Origin of the sequence: Pseudomonas tumuqii (assembly GCF_013184545.1) — a bacterium.
Lineage (GTDB): Bacteria > Pseudomonadota > Gammaproteobacteria > Pseudomonadales > Pseudomonadaceae > Aquipseudomonas > Aquipseudomonas tumuqii.
On the sequence record NZ_JAAOJA010000002.1, the window covers coordinates 358,016 to 374,356 of the forward strand.

The following is a 16,341-nucleotide window of genomic DNA, read 5'->3' on the forward strand; positions in this document are numbered from 1 at the left end:
AGCTGGCTCCTACAGAGGGCTTTTCGTTCTAGCGTCTTACCTGTTTGAGCGTCTCGGCGATCAGGAAGGCCAGTTCCAGCGACTGGTCGGCGTTCATCCGCGGATCGCAGTGGGTGTGGTAGCGATCCGACAGGCCGTCCTCGGTGATCGGTCGGGCGCCGCCGATGCATTCGGTAACGTTCTGCCCGGTCATTTCGATGTGGATACCGCCGGCGTAGCTGCCCTCGGCCTGGTGCACGGCGAAGAACTGCTTCACTTCGGCGAGGATCTGCGCGAAGTCGCGGGTCTTGTAGCCGCTGGAGGCCTTGATGGTGTTGCCGTGCATCGGGTCGGAGCTCCACAGCACCTGCCTGCCTTCGCCCTGCACCTTGCGCACCAGGCGCGGCATATGGGCTTCGACCTTGTCCGCACCCATGCGCACGATCAGGTTGAGGCGGCCGGGGTCGTTGTCCGGGTTGAGAATGTCGATCAGGCGGATCAGCTCGTCCGGATCCATGCTCGGACCGACCTTGACTCCGATCGGGTTGCCGACGCCGCGCAGGAACTCGACGTGGGCGCCATCCAGTTGGCGGGTACGGTCGCCGATCCAGAGCATGTGCGCCGAGCAGGCGTAGTCGCCGCCGGTGAGGCTGTCCCTGCGCACGAAGGCTTCTTCGTAGTTGAGCAGCAGCGCCTCGTGGGCGGTGAAGAAGCTGGTCTCGCGCAGTTGCGGCGAGCTGTCCATGCCGCAGGCACGCATGAACGCCAGGGTCTCGTCGATGCGGTCGGCCAGGTGGCTGTACTTCTCGGCCAGCGCCGAGTTGGCGATGAAGTCGAGGTTCCACTGGTGCACCTGGTGCAGGTCGGCGAAGCCGCCCTGGGCGAAGGCGCGCAGCAGGTTGAGGCTGGCGGTGGATTGATGGTAGGCCTGCAGCAGGCGCTCCGGATCCGGTACCCGGCTCTTGGCGTCGAAACCGATGCCGTTGACGATATCGCCGCGGTAGGCCGGCAGAGTGACCTCGCCGATGGTCTCGTCGTTGGCCGAGCGCGGTTTGGCGAACTGCCCGGCCATGCGCCCGACTTTCACCACCGGACAGCCGGCGGCGAAGGTCATGACGATGGCCATCTGCAGCAGCACCTTGAAGGTGTCGCGGATCTTCGCCGCGCTGAACTCGGCGAAGCTCTCGGCGCAGTCGCCACCCTGCAGCAGGAAGGCACGGCCCTGGGTCACCTCGCTGAACTGTCGGCGCAGCTCACGGGCTTCGCCGGCGAACACCAGTGGCGGGTAGCCGGCCAGGGTGCGCTCGACGTTGGCCAGGTGGGCGGCGTCGGGGTAGTGCGGCTGTTGCTGGATCGGCTTGCTTCTCCAGCTTTCGGGACTCCAGGCTTGCGACATGATGATTCTCGGCTTCAGGCAATTTATTAGGCAGACAGGCATGGTAACCGATCGGCCTGTGCCTTCAAGCCGATCGCCGTGATAGAGCCACTGCATGACGAGACTGAATAGTGCCCGGACATGCCCTGGTTTGTGCCTGGTAGAGGAACCGGCCAGGCACGCCGCAGTGAATTATCGCGTGACCCGGCGCGGGTGCTTCATTGACAATTGCCCTCTTTACCCTGGTGCGACTGGTCGGGGCTGTCAGGCTGGAGAGCGATGAATGCCAGGTTTACCCCCGGTGGAAGAGATGAAAGACCAGGTTCTGCTCGCTGAAGTGCAGGATGCGTTCGGCGTGATCCGTGTGGTCGAGATCGGCGAGTACCGCTTTCTCGAATTCGGCGACTCGATCGAGCAGAGCTGTGTGTTCACTGCCGACCCGAGTTGGCTGGAGTACGACTACACACGCGCCATGCTGCTCGGTGCGTTGTGCCATGCCGCGCCGGAGAGCGCGCTGTTTCTCGGGCTCGGTGCCGGCAACCTGACCCAGGCGTGCCTCAAGTTCCTGCCGCTGGACGATGTCGAAACCATCGAGCTGCGTCCTGAGGTGCCGCGTCTGGCCATGCAGTACCTCGGTCTGGAGGATGACCCGCGTCTGACCATCCGTATCGGCGACGCCCTCGACCTGCTGGAAACCGCGGAAAGCGCCGATCTGATCTTCGTCGACCTCTACACCGACCATGGTCCCGGCGTCGGCCACCTGGCCTGGCGCTTCCTGGAGAACTGCCAGAAGCAGTTGAATCCGGGCGGCTGGCTGATCATCAACCAGTGGGCCGGCAATGACGGCAAGCCGCTCGGCGCGCCGCTGCTGCGCGGCCTCTACCATCGGCATTATTGGGAATGTCCGGTCAAGGAAGGCAATGTCATCCTGCTGGTGCCGGCCGATCTCGAGCAGCAGCTCGACCTCGGCGATCTGCAAGCCCGGGCTGCGGCCCTGGCGCCGCAGCTGGGCTACTCCCTGCAGCCATTGATCGAGGCGCTGCGCCCGGCCAGTTGACGGTGCTCAGCGGCCCTTGAAGTCGCCGGGGCGGCGTTCGAGCATGGCGCGCAGGCCTTCCTGGGCATCTTCGCTGGCCAGCAGGCGGGCCAGGGTCGGATACAGATTGGCCGTCGCCGCGGCTTCGCCTTCGCGCACGGCCTGGCGTGCCGAGGCCAGGGTGGCCTGCACGCCGAGCGGCGCCTGGGCGGCGATCCGTTCGGCCAGCTTGAGCGCGTGGGGGAGCAGCTCTTCGCTGGCCAGCACTTCCTGCACCAGGCCCAGGCGGTAGGCTTCATGGGCATCGAACTCATCACCAGTGAGCAGCCAGCGCATGGCATTGCCCCAGCCGGCGCTCTGGTGCAGGCGCAGGGTGGCGCCGCCGAACGGAAAAATACCGCGCTGCACTTCCATCTGGGCGAAGCGGGTATTGCTGGCGCACAGGTTGATGTCCGCAGCGAGCATCAGTTCGATGCCGACGGTGTAGCAATAGCCCTGGGCCGCGACTATCACCGGCTTGCTCACCCGTGGGCCGCCAAACACGCCCAAGGGGTCGCAGCCACCGGCAGGAACCTGCCAGCCCGCGGCAAAGCTGGCGGTCACGCTGGCCAGATCCAGCCCGGCGGTGAAGTGCTCGCCATGGGCGAAGACCAGGGCCACGCGCGCCTCGCCGTCGCGCTCGAACTCGCCATAGGCCATGCACAGGTCATTGAGCATATCCAGGTCGACGGCATTGCGTTTGGCCGGTCGGTCCAGGCCGATCAGCATGATCCGCTCGCGCTTCTCACGGCTGACGCGACCGCTGGTGCTTTGAGTCATGGCAGAAATCCTTGCGCAGAAAATGTCATGCCACAGGGTATAGCAGGGCAATTGCAACGCGCACATGCCGGGTCGCATTTGCAACTGTCGGATGCGTTTTCCCTGACGTCCGGGCCGCGCTGGCAGGCATATGAATCGCTGAGTGGCCTTCGCTCAAGGTGCGACCTGGGTGACCGCTTGGCGGTGCAGGTCTTTTAATTGTGGGAAAACCATCACAACTGCCAGGTTTTCCGGTATAGTGCGCGCCGGTCAATTCATGGCCACGTTCAGGTTACACAACTCGCCCGGAGGTCACCTTCGGCAGTCAGTCTGCGTAGCGGACTATCCTTGACGATTCATTTACAACCACGTTTTCGCAAATCCCCGCCGACACGGCTGCCAGGGTGACTTTAGAGTCTTACACGGCATGCGCAGCTTTGGAGCATGGGTCTTTGCGGATGCACTAGAGGCAGACCCATGACCCAGGTAATCGGCGGCTTCGCCGCACTCGATCTTCATCCCAATATCCTTGCCGCAGTGATCGCGACTGGCTACGAAGAGCCTTCGGCGATTCAGCTGCAGGCAATTCCGGTGATTCTCGCCGGCCACGACATGATCGGCCAGGCGCAGACCGGCACCGGTAAAACCGCTGCCTTTGCCCTGCCAATCCTCAGCCGCATCGATCCGACCAAGCGTCAGCCGCAGGCGCTGATTCTCGCGCCGACCCGCGAGCTGGCCCTGCAGGTCGCTACTGCCTTCGAAACCTACGCCAAGCAAATGCCGGGGCTGAACGTCATCGCCGTTTACGGCGGTGCGCCCATGGGCCCGCAACTGAAAGCCATCCGCAATGGCGCGCAGGTTGTGGTTGCCACTCCGGGTCGCCTGGTCGATCACCTGCGTCGTGACGAGAAGGTGTTGTCGACCATCCAGCACCTGGTGCTCGATGAGGCGGACGAAATGCTCAAGCTGGGCTTCATGGATGACCTTGAAGTGATTTTCAAGGCCATGCCGGAAACCCGCCAGACCGTATTGTTCTCGGCCACCTTGCCGCATTCGATCCGCACCATTGCCGAAAAGCATCTGCGTGAGCCGAAACACGTCAGGATCGAAACCAAGACCCAGACCGTGACTGCCATCGAGCAGGCTCACCTGCTGGTCCACGCCGACCAGAAGCACGCCGCCGTATTGCGTCTGCTGGAAGTCGAAGAGTTCGATGCGCTGATCGCTTTCGTGCGGACCAAGCAAGCCACTCTGGATCTGGCCGCCGTGCTCGAAGCCCGTGGCTACAAGGCCGCTGCCCTGAACGGCGACATCGCCCAGAACCAGCGTGAGCGGGTGATCGAGTCGCTCAAGGATGGTCGCCTGGACATCGTTGTCGCCACCGACGTCGCTGCCCGTGGTCTGGACGTGCCGCGCATCACCCACGTGATGAACGTCGACATGCCGTACGACCCGGAATCCTATGTGCACCGTATCGGTCGTACCGGCCGTGCCGGTCGTACCGGTCGCGCACTGTTGCTGGTAACGCCGCGCGAGCGCCGCATGCTGCAGGTGATCGAGCGTGTCACCGGGCAGAAAGTCAGCGAAGTACGCCTGCCCGACGGCCAGCAAGTGCTGGACGCGCGGATCAAGAAGCTGACCTCGAGCCTGGCACCGCTGGTAGCCGACGCCGAAGCCAGCCATGGTGAACTGCTCGACCGTCTGACCGCGGAAATCGGTTGCAGCCCGCGTGCCCTGGCTGCCGCGCTGCTGCGCAAGGCCACCAACGGTCAGGCCCTGACCCTGGCTGAAGTCGAGCGCGAGCAACCGCTGGTGCCGACCAGTGCGCCGCGTGAACGCAGCGAGCGCAGCAGTGAGCGTTCGGATCGCGGTGACAGCCGTGAGCGTCGTGCGCCAGTGCCTTTGGCCGAAGGTCGTGCCCGTTGCCGGACTGCGCTGGGCGCGCGTGACGGTATCGCCGCGAAGAACCTGCTGGGCGCCATCCTCAACGAGGGCGGCCTGGTTCGCGAAGCCATCGGTCGCATCCAGGTGCGCGAGAGCTTCAGCCTGGTCGAGCTGCCGGAAGACGGTCTGGAGCGGTTGCTCAGCAAGCTGAAAGACACCCGCGTCGGTGGCAAGCCGCTGAAGCTGCGTCGTTATCGCGAAGATTGATCCGCGTTAAGCGCTAAAGATCCGCGTTAAGCGTTAAATAAGAAGCCCCGTATCGTTGAGATGCGGGGCTTTTTTGTATCCGTCCACCTGGCAGGCAAGGCCTACAGCGGCGCTATGATCTCTTGCTGCCAACTACGAGCATGAGACCGCCCGCCACTATGGCGGCAATCCCGGCCCACATGGGGACGTTGACCCGTTCTTTCTCTTTCACGGACAGCTCGAGCGGACCAAGTTTGACCGCGGTGGTGTCCTTGGTATAACTGAAGCCACCATAAATCAGCGCCAGGGTTCCGACTACCACGAGTGCTATGGCTGCAAGCCTGAATGAGTTCATATCGTTCATACCTTCTGCGTGACACCTGTGCCTCGTGGCCGACGGTTCCAAGGGCAGGGTCATGCAGATGATTGAAGCACAGATTGCTTGGGTTCCGTGATCGATAGCCTCGGTGTCGGCGGCAGCCGCTGGCGCGGTTTGCCGGCACCTTGGGTGTGTCAGGCAAAGCTGTAGATATCCATGCCCAGGGCGCCGAGGGTGAAACCGCTGTGCTCGACCTTGAACCGACCGCCAGCGCCGCGGGCGAAGAACAGCGGTAACAGATGTTCGTCGCTGGGGTGGTTGCGTACGGCCGCCGGGGCTCGTTGGCGATAGTCGTGCAACGCCGCCTCGTCGTCGGCGGCGAGCCTGCTCACCATCCAGTCACGAAAGTCCTGGGCCCAGGGTTCTATCACTTCGGGGCCGGCGTGCCAGTCGAGTTCGCCGAGGTTATGGGTGATGCTGCCGGAGCCGATCAGCAGTACGTCTTGCTGACGCAGGCCGGCCAGGGCGCGACCGATGCGGGTCTGTAATTCAGGGCCCTGGCTGCTGGGCAGCGAGAGCTGCGCTATCGGGATGTCGGCGGCCGGGTACATCAGTGACAGAGGCACCCAGGCGCCGTGGTCGAAGGGGCGTTCGGGGTCGAGTTGTGCGGGGAAGCCGGCGGCGCCCAGCAGTTGCACGATGTCTGCGGCGAACTGCGGATGGCCGGGCGCCGGGTATTGCACCTGATACAGTTCCGGGGGGAAGCCGCCAAAGTCATGCCAGGTTTCCGGTTGGGCAGCGCTGGTGACGCGCAGCGCAGTGCTTTCCCAGTGGGCGGACACCACCAGGATGGCCCGTGGCCTGGGCAGTGCCGCAGCCAGACGGGCCAAGGCCGGACCGCTGGCGCCGGGCTCCAGGGCGAGCATGGGCGAGCCGTGGGAGATAAAGAGTGAAGGCAGCATGGGCTAGGTTCCTGCAGTAGGATGTGGCTATCTTCGCGGCTGGTATTATCGAATTCCAGTATAAATTCTTGAGCTATTTGATCGAATTTCTTGGGGGTAAGAGTGGACGAGGCATTCTGGCAGGCGCGCTGGGCGCGCGATCAGATCGGTTTTCATCTGGATCAGGTCAACCCCTATCTGCAGCGCCACTGCTCGGCGCTTGCGTTGCAGCCGGGCGCGCGGGTGCTGGTGCCGCTGTGCGGCAAGAGTCTGGATCTGGCCTGGCTGGCGGGGCAGGGCTTTCGGGTAGTGGGCGTCGAGCTGGCGCAGAAGGCGGTCGAGGATTTCTTCGCGGAACATGGCTTGAACGCCGAGATCAGCCAGGAGGGGGTGTTCAAGGTCTATCGCGCCGGGGCGGTGGAGCTCTGGTGCGGCGATTTCTTCGCCCTGACGGCGGAACAGCTCGGCGATTGCCAGGGGGTCTACGATCGGGCGGCATTAATCGCCTTGCCGGCGGATCTGCGCGTTCGCTACGTGGCCCATCTGCAGGCCATTTTGCCGGCGGGATGCCGGGGCCTGCTGATTACCCTGGATTACCAGCAGAGCCAGATGGACGGCCCGCCCTTCGCGGTGACGGATGCCGAAGTGCATGAGTTGTTCGATGCGGGCTGGCAGGTCGAGACGCTGGAGCGGCTGGATGTGCTGCAGGGCAACTGGAAGTTCATCAAGCACAACCTGCAGGCGCTGGATGAGGTGGTATACCGGTTGGTCAAGCGCGGGTAATGTCGCGCACATGCCAGGCGGGCTGTCGCTGCGCTCCGAACGGATCGTCGCCCGGGACGGCCTGCGTTGGTGGGTGCGGCGCAGCAAAAAAAGGCGACCCGAGGGTCGCCTTTTTCATGGGGGTTAGCGCAATTGGCGCAGGGCTTCGATACGGTCTTCCAGCGGCGGGTGGGTCATCAGCAGGCCGGCCAGTCCGTGCTTCAGGCCGCCGTTGATGCCGAAGGCGGTGAGGCTGTCGGGCATGTTCACCGGCACGCCCTGTTCTGCGCGCAGGCGCTGCAGGGCGGCGATCATGGCGCCGGTGCCAGCCAGGCGCGCGCCGGCTGCGTCGGCCTTGAACTCGCGTTTGCGCGAGAACCACATGACGATGATGCTGGCCAGGATGCCCAGTACCAGCTCGGCGAAGATGGTCGCGACGAAGTAGCCGATGCCGTGGCTGCCTTCGTTTTTCAGAATGGCCTTGTCGACGAAGTTGCCGAAGATCCGCGCAAAGAACATCACGAAGGTGTTCACCACGCCCTGGATCAGCGCCAGGGTGACCATGTCGCCGTTGGCTACGTGGCCGATTTCGTGGGCCAGCACGGCTTTCACCTCATCCGGCGAGAAGCGTTCCAGCAAGCCCTGGCTGACGGCTACCAGGGCATCGTTCTTGTTCCAGCCAGTGGCGAAGGCGTTGGATTCGTAGGCGGGAAAGATCCCCACTTCCGGCATCTTGATCCCCGCCTCGCGGGACAGTTCTTCGACGGTTTGCAGCAGCCACTGTTCGTGGCGGGTACGCGGCTGGGTGATGATCTCGGTGCCGGTGCTCATCTTCGCCATCCACTTGGACAGCAGCAGTGAGATCAGTGAGCCGGCAAAACCGAATACCGCGCAGAAGATCAGCAGGCTGCTGTAGTTTTGGCCGGTATAGCGGTCTACCCCCAGTAGCTTGAGAGTGATACTGGCGATGATCAACACCGCCAAGTTGGTAGCCAGAAACAGCAAAATGCGCATCATGGTGTGAAACTACTCCTCACGGAAAAGGACAGGCTCGTAATGCTGGCTATATAAGGGCGCGCCCCCCGGCTCTTCAACCGGGGGACTATTTCAAACTGTGTCGCTGGTCCCGCTCAGGGCGCTCTCGAAGAGCAAGCGGGTGAGGCGGGCGAGGCGTTCACCATGCTGTTGGCTCAGCGCGTCGCGCAGTTGAAAGGCCAGGGTGGCGTGCACCCGGCGCACGCTGGGGGGCAGCGCTTCGCCTTCGCGCAAGGCATGGGGCACGCTGCGACTCAGGCGCAGAAAGCCTTTTTCGCTGAGCACCGCCTGATCGAGGGCGTCGTAGGCGATGGTCGAGTCGAAGCGCAGGTAGCCTTCCTCGGCCAGCCACAGCAGCGCGCCCAGGCAGCTTTCATGACGCTTGCTCGGCAGGCCGAATTCATCCGGTTCCTCGCGGCCGACCAGGTCTTCGACGTAGAGCGCCATCTTGCGCGGGAAGACCTGATAGAGGTGCAGCAGGCCGGCCGCCGCATCCTTGTAGAAATCGTCGATTTGTAGGTCCATCAGAATTTGGCAATCATCGAGGTGGGTAATAGTGGCAACAGGCGGCCGAGAATCGCCCAGGGCCAGCCCGGTACATAGGCGCAACTGTGGCGTTTGTCGATATGCCGGGCGATCAGCGTGGCGCCGCGCTCCACATCGATGAGAAAGGGCCGCTTGAGCAGGTCGCTGTTGAGGGGGGTATCGATAAAGCCGGGCAGCAGCAGGGTGGTGTCTATGCCCTTGCCCTGCAGTTCGGCGCGGGTGGCCTGCATATAGCTGATCAGGCCGGCCTTGCTCGCCGAATAGGCCGCGGCATGGGGCAGGCCGCGCTTGCCGGCGACCGAGGCGACGGCGACCAGATGACCCTGACCTTGCTGGCGAAACAGCGCGGCCGCGGCATCCAGGCAGGCGATGGCACCGATCAGGTTGGTTTCCAGGGTCAGCCTGGCGCGCTGGAAGTGGCCGCCACCGACTTTGCTGTTCAGGGCGATGCCAGCGTTGGCAATGATCCCGTCCAGGCCGCCCAGGGCGTTTGCCGCCAGGCCCACGGCATCCTGGCAGGCCGCGTAGTCGGTAACGTCCAGCGGCAGGACCACTGCCTTGCGCCCGAAGCGCGCCTGCAGTTCGGCCGCCAGCAGGTGCAGGCTGTCTTCGCGACGCGCCGCCAGAGCCAGGTCATAGCCTTTGCTCGCCAGCTCACGGGCGAGTGCGGCGCCGATGCCGGAACTGGCGCCGGTCAGCAGATAGCGTTTGCCCTGGGTCATGGCGATCTCCGGTTACTGGCGGTAGCCCTTGAGGAAGCTACCGATGCGGCCGATTGCCTGTTCCAGGTCATCGACCCGCGGCAGGGTGACCACGCGGAAGTGATCCGGCCAAGGCCAGTTGAAGGCCGTGCCCTGGACGATCAGCAGCTTCTCGGAGAGCAGCAGATCGAGGACGAATTTCTCGTCGTTGTGGATCGGGCAGACCTTGGGGTCGATCTTGGGGAAGGCATAGAGCGCGCCCATGGGCTTGACACAGCTGACCCCGGGAATGTCGTTGAGCAGCTCCCAGGTGCGGTTGCGCTGCTCCAGCAGGCGGCCTTGTGGCAATACCAGATCGTTGATGCTCTGGTAGCCGCCCAGTGCCGTCTGGATCGCGTGCTGGCTCGGTACGTTGGCGCACAGGCGCATGTTGGCGAGGATGTCGATGCCTTCGATATAGCTCTGCGCGCGATGTTTCGGCCCGGAGATGGCCACCCAGCCGGAGCGGAAGCCGGCCACCCGGTAGGACTTGGACAGGCCGTTGAAGGTCAGGCAGAGCACGTCCGGCGCCAGGGACGCGGTGCAGATGTGCTGGGCTTCGTCGTAGAGGATCTTGTCGTAGATCTCGTCGGAGAACAGCACCAGGTTGTGCTGGCGTGCCAGTTCGACGATGTCTTCCAGTACTTCCTTCGAATAGACCGCGCCGGTCGGGTTGTTCGGGTTGATCAGCACCAGCGCCTTGGTATTGGGGGTGATCTTGGCGCGCATGTCGGCGATGTCGGGGAACCAGCCGGCCTGTTCGTCGCACAGGTAATGCACCGGTTTGCCGCCGGACAGGGCCACGGCGGCGGTCCACAGCGGGTAATCGGGGGCCGGGATCAGCACCTCGTCGCCGTTGTTGAGCAGCGCCTGCATGGCCATCACGATCAGCTCGGAGACACCGTTGCCCAGGTAGATGTCCTCGATGCCGACGCCTTCCACCTGCTTCTGCTGGTAGTACTGCATGACGGCCTTGCGTGCACTGAACAGGCCCTTGGAGTCGCTGTAGCCCTGGGCGGTCGGCAGGTTGCGGATCACGTCCTGGAGGATTTCTTCCGGGGCTTCGAAACCGAACGACGCCGGGTTGCCGATGTTCAGCTTGAGGATGCGATGACCTTCCTCTTCCAGGCGCTTGGCGTGCTTGAGCACGGGGCCGCGAATGTCGTAGCAGACATTGGCGAGCTTGTTCGATTTGCTGAACTGCATGTAAGTGATCCCGAGTGGTGAAACGCCGTTGAATTACCGTGTAAAAGACTCGATCAGGCGAGCCTTGGCAGGTTGTAACGCGGGTGACAGACTGGGGTCGAATGATACGTTGCAGCCTGACCTTGGCAAAGGTACTGGTCGGGCTTTTTTCTGTGGAGGAGACCTGCCTGTGGACAAGCTCGAAAAACCCCTGGAAGCCTGGCGCGAAGAGCTGTCGGAGACGCAGTTCCATGTCTGCCGTCTGGGTGGCACGGAGCGAGCCTTTTCCGGTGAGTACCATGACAGCAAGACGCCAGGCATCTATCACTGCGCCTGCTGCGGTACGGCATTGTTCGATTCGGATGCCAAGTTCGACTCCGGCAGTGGCTGGCCCAGCTACTTTCAGCCGCTCAGCAAGGATGCGATTACCAGCCTGGATGATTTCAGCCACGGCATGCACCGCATCGAGGTGAAATGTGGCAAATGCGATGCCCACCTGGGCCACGTCTTTCCCGATGGGCCGGCGCCGACCGGTTTGCGTTACTGCATCAATTCGGCATCGCTGAAGCTGGTTCCTCGACCGCTGTAGAGCGAGTCGGGTAATGGGGGGCTGAACGGAACGCCGCCCGGCCCACCCCGCGGTCATATATCAGCGCGGCTTATATTGGGGAGGATAGATTGTGTGCAATTCAATTGCTCGCTATCTTGTCGCTCATTCCCCCGTCAAGCGAGAGCCAGCACCATGAGCAACGAACTGTTCGATATCCCCGTCACCACCATCAAGGGCGAGCAGAAAACCCTGGCCGACTTCGGCGGCAAGGCCGTGCTGGTGGTCAATACCGCCAGCAAGTGCGGTTTCACCCCGCAGTACAAGGGCCTGGAAAACCTCTGGCAGCAGTACAAGGACAAGGGGCTGGTGGTGCTGGGCTTTCCCTGCAACCAGTTCGGCAAGCAGGAGCCGGGCAATGAGGGGGCGATTTCCGAGTTCTGCGAACTGAACTTCGGTGTCAGCTTTCCCCTGTTCAAGAAGGTCGACGTCAACGGCAGCGATGCCCATCCGTTGTTCGTCAAGCTGAAGAAGCAAGCCCCGGGCCTGCTCGGCAGCCAGGGTGTGAAGTGGAACTTCACCAAGTTTCTGATCAGTGCCGACGGCAAGCAGATCAAGCGTTTCGCGCCGACCACCAAGCCGGAAGATCTGACTGCCGAGATCGAAGCCCTGCTCAAATGAAGCCAGGATCATTCGAGCGGGAAGACGCCCTGCAGCTGGACAACCAGCTGTGCTTCAAGCTGTACGCGGCTTCGCGCGCGGTGATTCGTGCCTACAAGCCGATGCTCGATCAATTGAACCTGACCTACCCGCAGTACCTGGCGATGCTGGTGCTCTGGGAATGGCAGCTTGCCCCGCCGGCACAGCCAACGGTCAAGGCCCTGGGCGAGCGCTTGCTGCTCGATTCGGGCACCCTGACCCCGCTGCTCAAGAGGTTGCAGCAACTTGGTTTGCTATTGCGCCAGCGCTCGGCGGTGGATGAGCGCGAGGTGCACCTGGCATTGACCGAGGCGGGCCGCGCCTTGCGTGAACGGGTGCTGCCATTGCGCCGGCAGTTGCTGTGCGAGCAGGGGGTCGAGGTGGATGAGCTGGCCGAGTTGCGCAGTCGCGTTGGTCAGTTGCTCGATCGCTTCATGGCGTTGCGCTAGGGTTTGCTGACGCCGGCAACCAGCGCTCGAGTAGGGCTTCCAGCTCTTCGCGGCGGAAGGGTTTGGCCAGGTAATCGCTCATGCCGGCGGCGCGACAACGCTCGCGTTCGTCGGGCAGGGCGTTGGCGGTCAGGGCGATGATCGGCAACTCGGGATGGTGCCCGCCCTGGCGAATTCTGCGGCTGGCCTCATAGCCATCCATGATCGGCATGTTGCAGTCCATCAGTATCAAGTCGATGTCGTGCTGAGCCAGTTGGCTCAGGGCTTCGGCGCCATGGTTGGCCAGCACGACTTCGCAGCCGAGCTTACTCAGCATGCCCTTCGCCACCAGCTGGTTGACCGGATTGTCCTCCACCAGCAGCACCCGTGCTCGGCGTCCGCTCTGTTGCTCGATGGGGCTTGGCGCAGGCGCGCTTTCCAGCTGCTGGGCGAGGCTGCGGCGCAATGCCTGGAGCAGGGTTTGCCGCGACAGCGGCCGGGCGATCTGCTCGAACGGCGCCAGGGCTTGCGCCTGCTCGCTGGGCAGGAAGCTGCCGTAGGCGGTGACCAGCAGGATCGGTATCTGGCACGTCGGGCGCATGCCCGGCAGGCATTCGGGGCGATCGCTGATCAACAGGTCGGCTGCAACACCGTGCAGGTTGGTGTCGGGATCCAGGCGTTGATACTCCAATCCCCATGCCGGCAGCAGCTTGCCAAGCAGTTCGCTGAGGCCTGAAGTGGCTGAGCTGAGGGCCACGACCCGCCCAGTCAATGCAGGCAAGGCGGGTGCAGACGTGTGGCTGGGCAGTGGCAGCTCCGCGCAGAACTGGCTGCCGAAGCCCTCTTTGGATTCCAGCTCGAGCCGCCCCTGCATGGCTTCGCACAGGCGGCGGGTGAGCGCCAGGCCCAAGCCGGTGCCGCCGAACTGACGGGTAATGCCGACTCCCGCCTGGGCAAAGGGTTGATAGATGCGCGCGCGTGCCTCTTCGGCGATGCCGATGCCGGTGTCTCGCACCAGGATCCGTATGCCTGTTGGGCTGCTGTCGACGAGGATGTCGACGCGGCCGGAGCGGGTGAATTTCAGGGCGTTGGATAGCAGGTTGCTGATGATCTGGCGCACCCGTGTCGGGTCGCCGAGCACTTGCGCAGGCAGTTGGGGGTCGATCAGGCAGGTCAATTCGACACCCGGCAAGGCGTTTTGCGACAGCAGGCTGGCGGTGTCCTCGACCATTGTGCCGAGGTCGAAGGGCATGCTTTCCAGTTCGAGCTGACCGGCTTCGAATTTCGACAGGTCGAGGATGTCATTGAGCAGTTCGACCAGTACCTTGCCGGAGTCATGGGCAATCGAGAGCTGCTGGCGTTGTTCGTTGCTCAGCGGGCCGTCGAGGGACAGTGCGAGCATGCCGAGCAGGCCGTTGAGCGGGGTACGGATCTCGTGACTCATGCTGGCGAGAAACGCCGAGCGGGCTTGAGCCATGTCCAGCGCGGTGCGCCTTGCCTGTTCCAGCTCCTGATTGGATTCGAGCAGGCGCGCGTTGGTGGCCTTCAATTCGGTGGTGCGGGCAGAGACGATGTTCTCCAGTTCGCCGAGGTACTGGGTGAGGCGGTTCTCCGCTTCGCGACGTTGCTCGATCTCCATGGCTATGCTGGACAGTTGTTGGTTGGTGACGTCGACCAGGATGCCGATTTCGTCGCGCTCATGACCGCGCGGGCAGGGCAGTCGGTTGCGGTTCGGGGCGTGCAGGTCGCGCCCGCTGAGCGCACGAATCACCTCGATCAGCGGCTTGGTCAGCATGAAATAGAACAGCACCAGCAGGATCAACGAGAGCAGCAGGCTGCGGGCGAAGCCGGTCAGCAAGGTAAGCATGGCGCGCCGCAGGAAGTGACTGCCGAACGCATAGGTGTCGACTTCCAGGCGCAGCAGGCCGAGGGCTTCCTCGGGCGCGTGACTGACGAACAACTGCGTTTCGAACTGACGCCGTTCGCCGAAGAGGAAATCGCTGAACAGCCGGTAGCGGTTTGTGCTGGGCGGGCGGCTGACCCTGGCCAGGGTCATGTTGCTGTTGTCTATGATCTCTGCACGAATCACCGCCGGTGAGCGCAACAGGCCCAGTACCAGTTCCTGGGCCAGTTCGGCGTCGATGTTGTAGGCGATGCGCGCGGCGGGATTGTGGCTGATCTCCATCAGTGCGCTAATCTCGCGGTTGATGGAGGCATCCTCGCTGGCATAATCGATGCCCACTTGAATCAAGCTGAGCGCAGTGCCGAGGATAAACGCCACCAGTACGGTCAAACTGGCCTGTTTGAACGACAGGCGTTGGGTGAGCGATATATCCATGGGTGGCAATAATCTCGGGTCCGTGCGCTTGCCAAGCATAGCCCATCCGTTCCTCCTTTCGGCAGGCGCAGTTGGCAGGCTGTAACATCAAGGCGTACACCAAGGAGCACGTCGTGGATTCCCGTTTAAATGCTTTTCTACAGCGCGCCGAGAGCGTGCTGGCGCGGCTCGAACCGCTGCTGCCGGCCCAGCGTGGCGACATCGACTGGCAGCACAGCCTGGCTGCGCGCTGGCATCGTGAGGGGCGCAGCGGTTACTTGCAGCCGTTGAGCATCGACCTCGACCTGAATCTGAGTGACCTGATCGGAGTGGATACTCAGCGTGAGCAGCTGGCGCGCAACACCCGACAATTCATTCAGGGCCTGCCGGCCAATCACGCTTTGCTCTGGGGCGCGCGCGGCACCGGAAAGTCATCGCTGGTGCGCGCGTTGTTGGCCGAACATGCCACCGCCGGGCTGCGCCTGATCGAGATCGAGCGCGATCATCTGGCGGATCTGCCGCGAGTGGTCGAGCAACTGAGTCGCTTGTCACAGCGCTTTGTGCTGTTTTGCGACGATCTGTCCTTCGAGGCCGGTGAGGGTGATTACCGGGTGCTGAAAAGCGTGCTGGATGGCTCGCTGGAGCGCTCGCCAGACAATGTGCTGCTCTATGCCACCTCCAATCGCCGCCATTTGTTGCCGGAGAAGCACAGCGACAACGAGACCTCACAGATGGTCGATGGCGAACTGCACCCCAGCGAGGCGGTGGAGGACAAAATCGCGCTGTCTGATCGTTTCGGCCTGTGGTTGTCTTTCTACCCATTCACCCAGGATCACTTCCTCGATGTAGTGCGGCATTGGATCGAGGTACAGGCGGCGCAGGCCGGCTTGAACTGGCAGTGGAGCGAGGCGCTGGAAAAAGCGGCGATTCGCTGGGCCCTGGGGCGCGGTAATCGCAATGGTCGCTGTGCCTATCAATTCGCCCGGCACTGGGTCGGGCTGCAACTCCTGGAAAGCCAATCATGATCGACCTTGCACAAGCTGACTCCGGGTCCGATGACTATTCACTACTGGCCGCGCAACTGCAGGCACTGTTGGCCGATGAGCGGGATTTCATTGCCAACGCCGCGCAGTTCTGCGCCTTGCTGTTCCAGGAGCTGAGCGAACTCAATTGGGCTGGCTTCTACCTGACGCGGGGCGATGAGCTGGTGCTGGGGCCATTCCAGGGGCGGGTGGCCTGCGTGCGAATACCCATGGGGCGTGGGGTGTGCGGGGTGGCGGCGGCGACCCGACAAACGCAGCGGGTGGAGGATGTGCACAGCTTTGCCGGGCATATCGCCTGCGACAGTGCCTCGCGCAGCGAGCTGGTGGTGCCGCTGCTGAAGGCCGGGCGGCTGATTGGCGTGCTGGATCTGGATAGTCCACAGTTGGCCCGCTTTACTGCAGCGGATCGGGTCGGGATCGAACGGCTGGTCGAGATTTTCTTGCAGCTTAGTGATTGTTGA

17 protein-coding genes are annotated in these 16,341 nt (G+C 63.1%); 8 read left to right on the forward strand and 9 right to left on the reverse strand.

Features of this window, described 5'->3' with window-relative positions; all coding sequences use genetic code 11:
• Positions 1–28: 28 nt before the first annotated feature.
• On the reverse strand, positions 29–1,375 hold the full coding sequence (locus G9C89_RS05530) for a class II 3-deoxy-7-phosphoheptulonate synthase (protein ID WP_172145851.1): 1,347 nt from the start codon (positions 1,373–1,375) through the stop codon (positions 29–31).
• Between the two features lie 262 nt (positions 1,376–1,637).
• Here G9C89_RS05530 and G9C89_RS05535 point away from each other — a divergent pair, with 262 nt between their 5' ends.
• Positions 1,638–2,411: a spermidine synthase gene (locus G9C89_RS05535; protein WP_178115458.1), complete on the forward strand. Its 774-nt coding sequence runs from the start codon at positions 1,638–1,640 to the stop codon at positions 2,409–2,411.
• A gap of 6 nt (positions 2,412–2,417) precedes the next feature.
• Here the strand turns inward: G9C89_RS05535 and G9C89_RS05540 are convergent, their stop codons facing one another.
• The gene (locus tag G9C89_RS05540; RefSeq protein ID WP_172145853.1) at positions 2,418–3,209 is read right to left on the reverse strand and encodes a crotonase/enoyl-CoA hydratase family protein; all 792 of its coding nucleotides are present in this window, start codon (positions 3,207–3,209) and stop codon (positions 2,418–2,420) included.
• A gap of 423 nt (positions 3,210–3,632) precedes the next feature.
• Between G9C89_RS05540 and G9C89_RS05545 the strand changes: the two genes are divergently transcribed.
• Positions 3,633–5,339, forward strand: a complete 1,707-nt coding sequence (locus G9C89_RS05545) for a DEAD/DEAH box helicase (protein WP_172145855.1) — start codon at positions 3,633–3,635, stop codon at positions 5,337–5,339.
• Positions 5,340–5,451: 112 nt separating this feature from the next.
• On the opposite strand, the gene G9C89_RS05550 is transcribed toward G9C89_RS05545, so the two are convergent.
• Positions 5,452–5,682 (reverse strand): hypothetical protein, encoded by a 231-nt coding sequence (locus G9C89_RS05550; protein ID WP_218575912.1) that lies wholly within the window; start codon positions 5,680–5,682, stop codon positions 5,452–5,454.
• A gap of 149 nt (positions 5,683–5,831) precedes the next feature.
• Positions 5,832–6,599 carry a DODA-type extradiol aromatic ring-opening family dioxygenase gene (locus tag G9C89_RS05555; RefSeq protein ID WP_172145857.1) on the reverse strand — a complete coding sequence of 256 codons (768 nt, stop codon included), beginning with the start codon at positions 6,597–6,599 and terminating at the stop codon, positions 5,832–5,834.
• A 102-nt stretch (positions 6,600–6,701) separates the two neighbouring features.
• Here G9C89_RS05555 and G9C89_RS05560 point away from each other — a divergent pair, with 102 nt between their 5' ends.
• Positions 6,702–7,361: a thiopurine S-methyltransferase gene (locus G9C89_RS05560; protein WP_172145859.1), complete on the forward strand. Its 660-nt coding sequence runs from the start codon at positions 6,702–6,704 to the stop codon at positions 7,359–7,361.
• Between the two features lie 123 nt (positions 7,362–7,484).
• Here G9C89_RS05560 and htpX read toward each other — a convergent pair whose 3' ends face one another.
• The 4 genes from htpX to G9C89_RS05580 form a co-directional block, all read right to left on the reverse strand.
• Positions 7,485–8,357 carry a protease HtpX gene (gene htpX / locus G9C89_RS05565; protein ID WP_172145861.1) on the reverse strand — a complete coding sequence of 291 codons (873 nt, stop codon included), beginning with the start codon at positions 8,355–8,357 and terminating at the stop codon, positions 7,485–7,487.
• Positions 8,358–8,447: 90 nt separating this feature from the next.
• Positions 8,448–8,900: a hypothetical protein gene (locus G9C89_RS05570; RefSeq protein WP_172145877.1), complete on the reverse strand. Its 453-nt coding sequence runs from the start codon at positions 8,898–8,900 to the stop codon at positions 8,448–8,450.
• Entirely contained in the window at positions 8,900–9,643 is a 744-nt protein-coding gene (locus tag G9C89_RS05575) for an SDR family NAD(P)-dependent oxidoreductase (RefSeq protein ID WP_172145880.1), read from the reverse strand. Before G9C89_RS05575 ends, G9C89_RS05570 begins: the two co-directional genes overlap by 1 nt.
• A gap of 12 nt (positions 9,644–9,655) precedes the next feature.
• Positions 9,656–10,867 carry a pyridoxal phosphate-dependent aminotransferase gene (locus tag G9C89_RS05580; RefSeq protein ID WP_172145883.1) on the reverse strand — a complete coding sequence of 404 codons (1,212 nt, stop codon included), beginning with the start codon at positions 10,865–10,867 and terminating at the stop codon, positions 9,656–9,658.
• A gap of 169 nt (positions 10,868–11,036) precedes the next feature.
• Here G9C89_RS05580 and msrB point away from each other — a divergent pair, with 169 nt between their 5' ends.
• From msrB to G9C89_RS05595, 3 genes are all read left to right on the forward strand, one after another.
• On the forward strand, positions 11,037–11,435 hold the full coding sequence (gene msrB / locus G9C89_RS05585) for a peptide-methionine (R)-S-oxide reductase MsrB (protein ID WP_172145887.1): 399 nt from the start codon (positions 11,037–11,039) through the stop codon (positions 11,433–11,435).
• Positions 11,436–11,588: 153 nt separating this feature from the next.
• A complete protein-coding gene (locus G9C89_RS05590; RefSeq protein WP_172145890.1) occupies positions 11,589–12,074 on the forward strand; it encodes a glutathione peroxidase in 486 nt (161 codons plus the stop codon).
• A complete protein-coding gene (locus G9C89_RS05595) occupies positions 12,071–12,541 on the forward strand; it encodes a MarR family winged helix-turn-helix transcriptional regulator (RefSeq protein WP_172145893.1) in 471 nt (156 codons plus the stop codon). The genes G9C89_RS05590 and G9C89_RS05595 overlap by 4 nt, the downstream gene beginning before the upstream one ends.
• Here the strand turns inward: G9C89_RS05595 and G9C89_RS05600 are convergent.
• The gene (locus tag G9C89_RS05600; RefSeq protein ID WP_172145896.1) at positions 12,525–14,858 is read right to left on the reverse strand and encodes a response regulator; all 2,334 of its coding nucleotides are present in this window, start codon (positions 14,856–14,858) and stop codon (positions 12,525–12,527) included. The genes G9C89_RS05595 and G9C89_RS05600 overlap by 17 nt on opposite strands.
• Before the next feature lie 113 nt (positions 14,859–14,971).
• Here G9C89_RS05600 and G9C89_RS05605 point away from each other — a divergent pair, with 113 nt between their 5' ends.
• Both G9C89_RS05605 and G9C89_RS05610 read left to right on the forward strand, forming a co-directional pair.
• Positions 14,972–15,862 (forward strand): ATP-binding protein, encoded by an 891-nt coding sequence (locus tag G9C89_RS05605; RefSeq protein WP_172145899.1) that lies wholly within the window; start codon positions 14,972–14,974, stop codon positions 15,860–15,862.
• Positions 15,859–16,341 carry a GAF domain-containing protein gene (locus G9C89_RS05610; RefSeq protein WP_172145902.1) on the forward strand — a complete coding sequence of 161 codons (483 nt, stop codon included), beginning with the start codon at positions 15,859–15,861 and terminating at the stop codon, positions 16,339–16,341. The genes G9C89_RS05605 and G9C89_RS05610 overlap by 4 nt, the downstream gene beginning before the upstream one ends.

Excerpts from the sequence above, each read along its gene's own strand:
- G9C89_RS05530 (WP_172145851.1), bottom strand. The coding sequence starts at position 1,375 with ATGTCGCAAGCCTGGAGTCCCGAAAGCTGGAGAAGCAAGCCGATCCAG.
- G9C89_RS05535 (WP_178115458.1), top strand. The coding sequence starts at position 1,638 with ATGCCAGGTTTACCCCCGGTGGAAGAGATGAAAGACCAGGTTCTGCTC.
- G9C89_RS05540 (WP_172145853.1), bottom strand. The coding sequence starts at position 3,209 with ATGACTCAAAGCACCAGCGGTCGCGTCAGCCGTGAGAAGCGCGAGCGG.
- G9C89_RS05545 (WP_172145855.1), top strand. The coding sequence starts at position 3,633 with ATGGGTCTTTGCGGATGCACTAGAGGCAGACCCATGACCCAGGTAATC.
- G9C89_RS05550 (WP_218575912.1), bottom strand. The coding sequence starts at position 5,682 with ATGAACGATATGAACTCATTCAGGCTTGCAGCCATAGCACTCGTGGTA.
- G9C89_RS05555 (WP_172145857.1), bottom strand. The coding sequence starts at position 6,599 with ATGCTGCCTTCACTCTTTATCTCCCACGGCTCGCCCATGCTCGCCCTG.
- htpX (WP_172145861.1), bottom strand. The coding sequence starts at position 8,357 with ATGATGCGCATTTTGCTGTTTCTGGCTACCAACTTGGCGGTGTTGATC.
- G9C89_RS05570 (WP_172145877.1), bottom strand. The coding sequence starts at position 8,900 with ATGGACCTACAAATCGACGATTTCTACAAGGATGCGGCGGCCGGCCTG.
- G9C89_RS05575 (WP_172145880.1), bottom strand. The coding sequence starts at position 9,643 with ATGACCCAGGGCAAACGCTATCTGCTGACCGGCGCCAGTTCCGGCATC.
- G9C89_RS05580 (WP_172145883.1), bottom strand. The coding sequence starts at position 10,867 with ATGCAGTTCAGCAAATCGAACAAGCTCGCCAATGTCTGCTACGACATT.
- G9C89_RS05590 (WP_172145890.1), top strand. The coding sequence starts at position 11,589 with ATGAGCAACGAACTGTTCGATATCCCCGTCACCACCATCAAGGGCGAG.
- G9C89_RS05595 (WP_172145893.1), top strand. The coding sequence starts at position 12,071 with ATGAAGCCAGGATCATTCGAGCGGGAAGACGCCCTGCAGCTGGACAAC.
- G9C89_RS05600 (WP_172145896.1), bottom strand. The coding sequence starts at position 14,858 with ATGGATATATCGCTCACCCAACGCCTGTCGTTCAAACAGGCCAGTTTG.
- G9C89_RS05610 (WP_172145902.1), top strand. The coding sequence starts at position 15,859 with ATGATCGACCTTGCACAAGCTGACTCCGGGTCCGATGACTATTCACTA.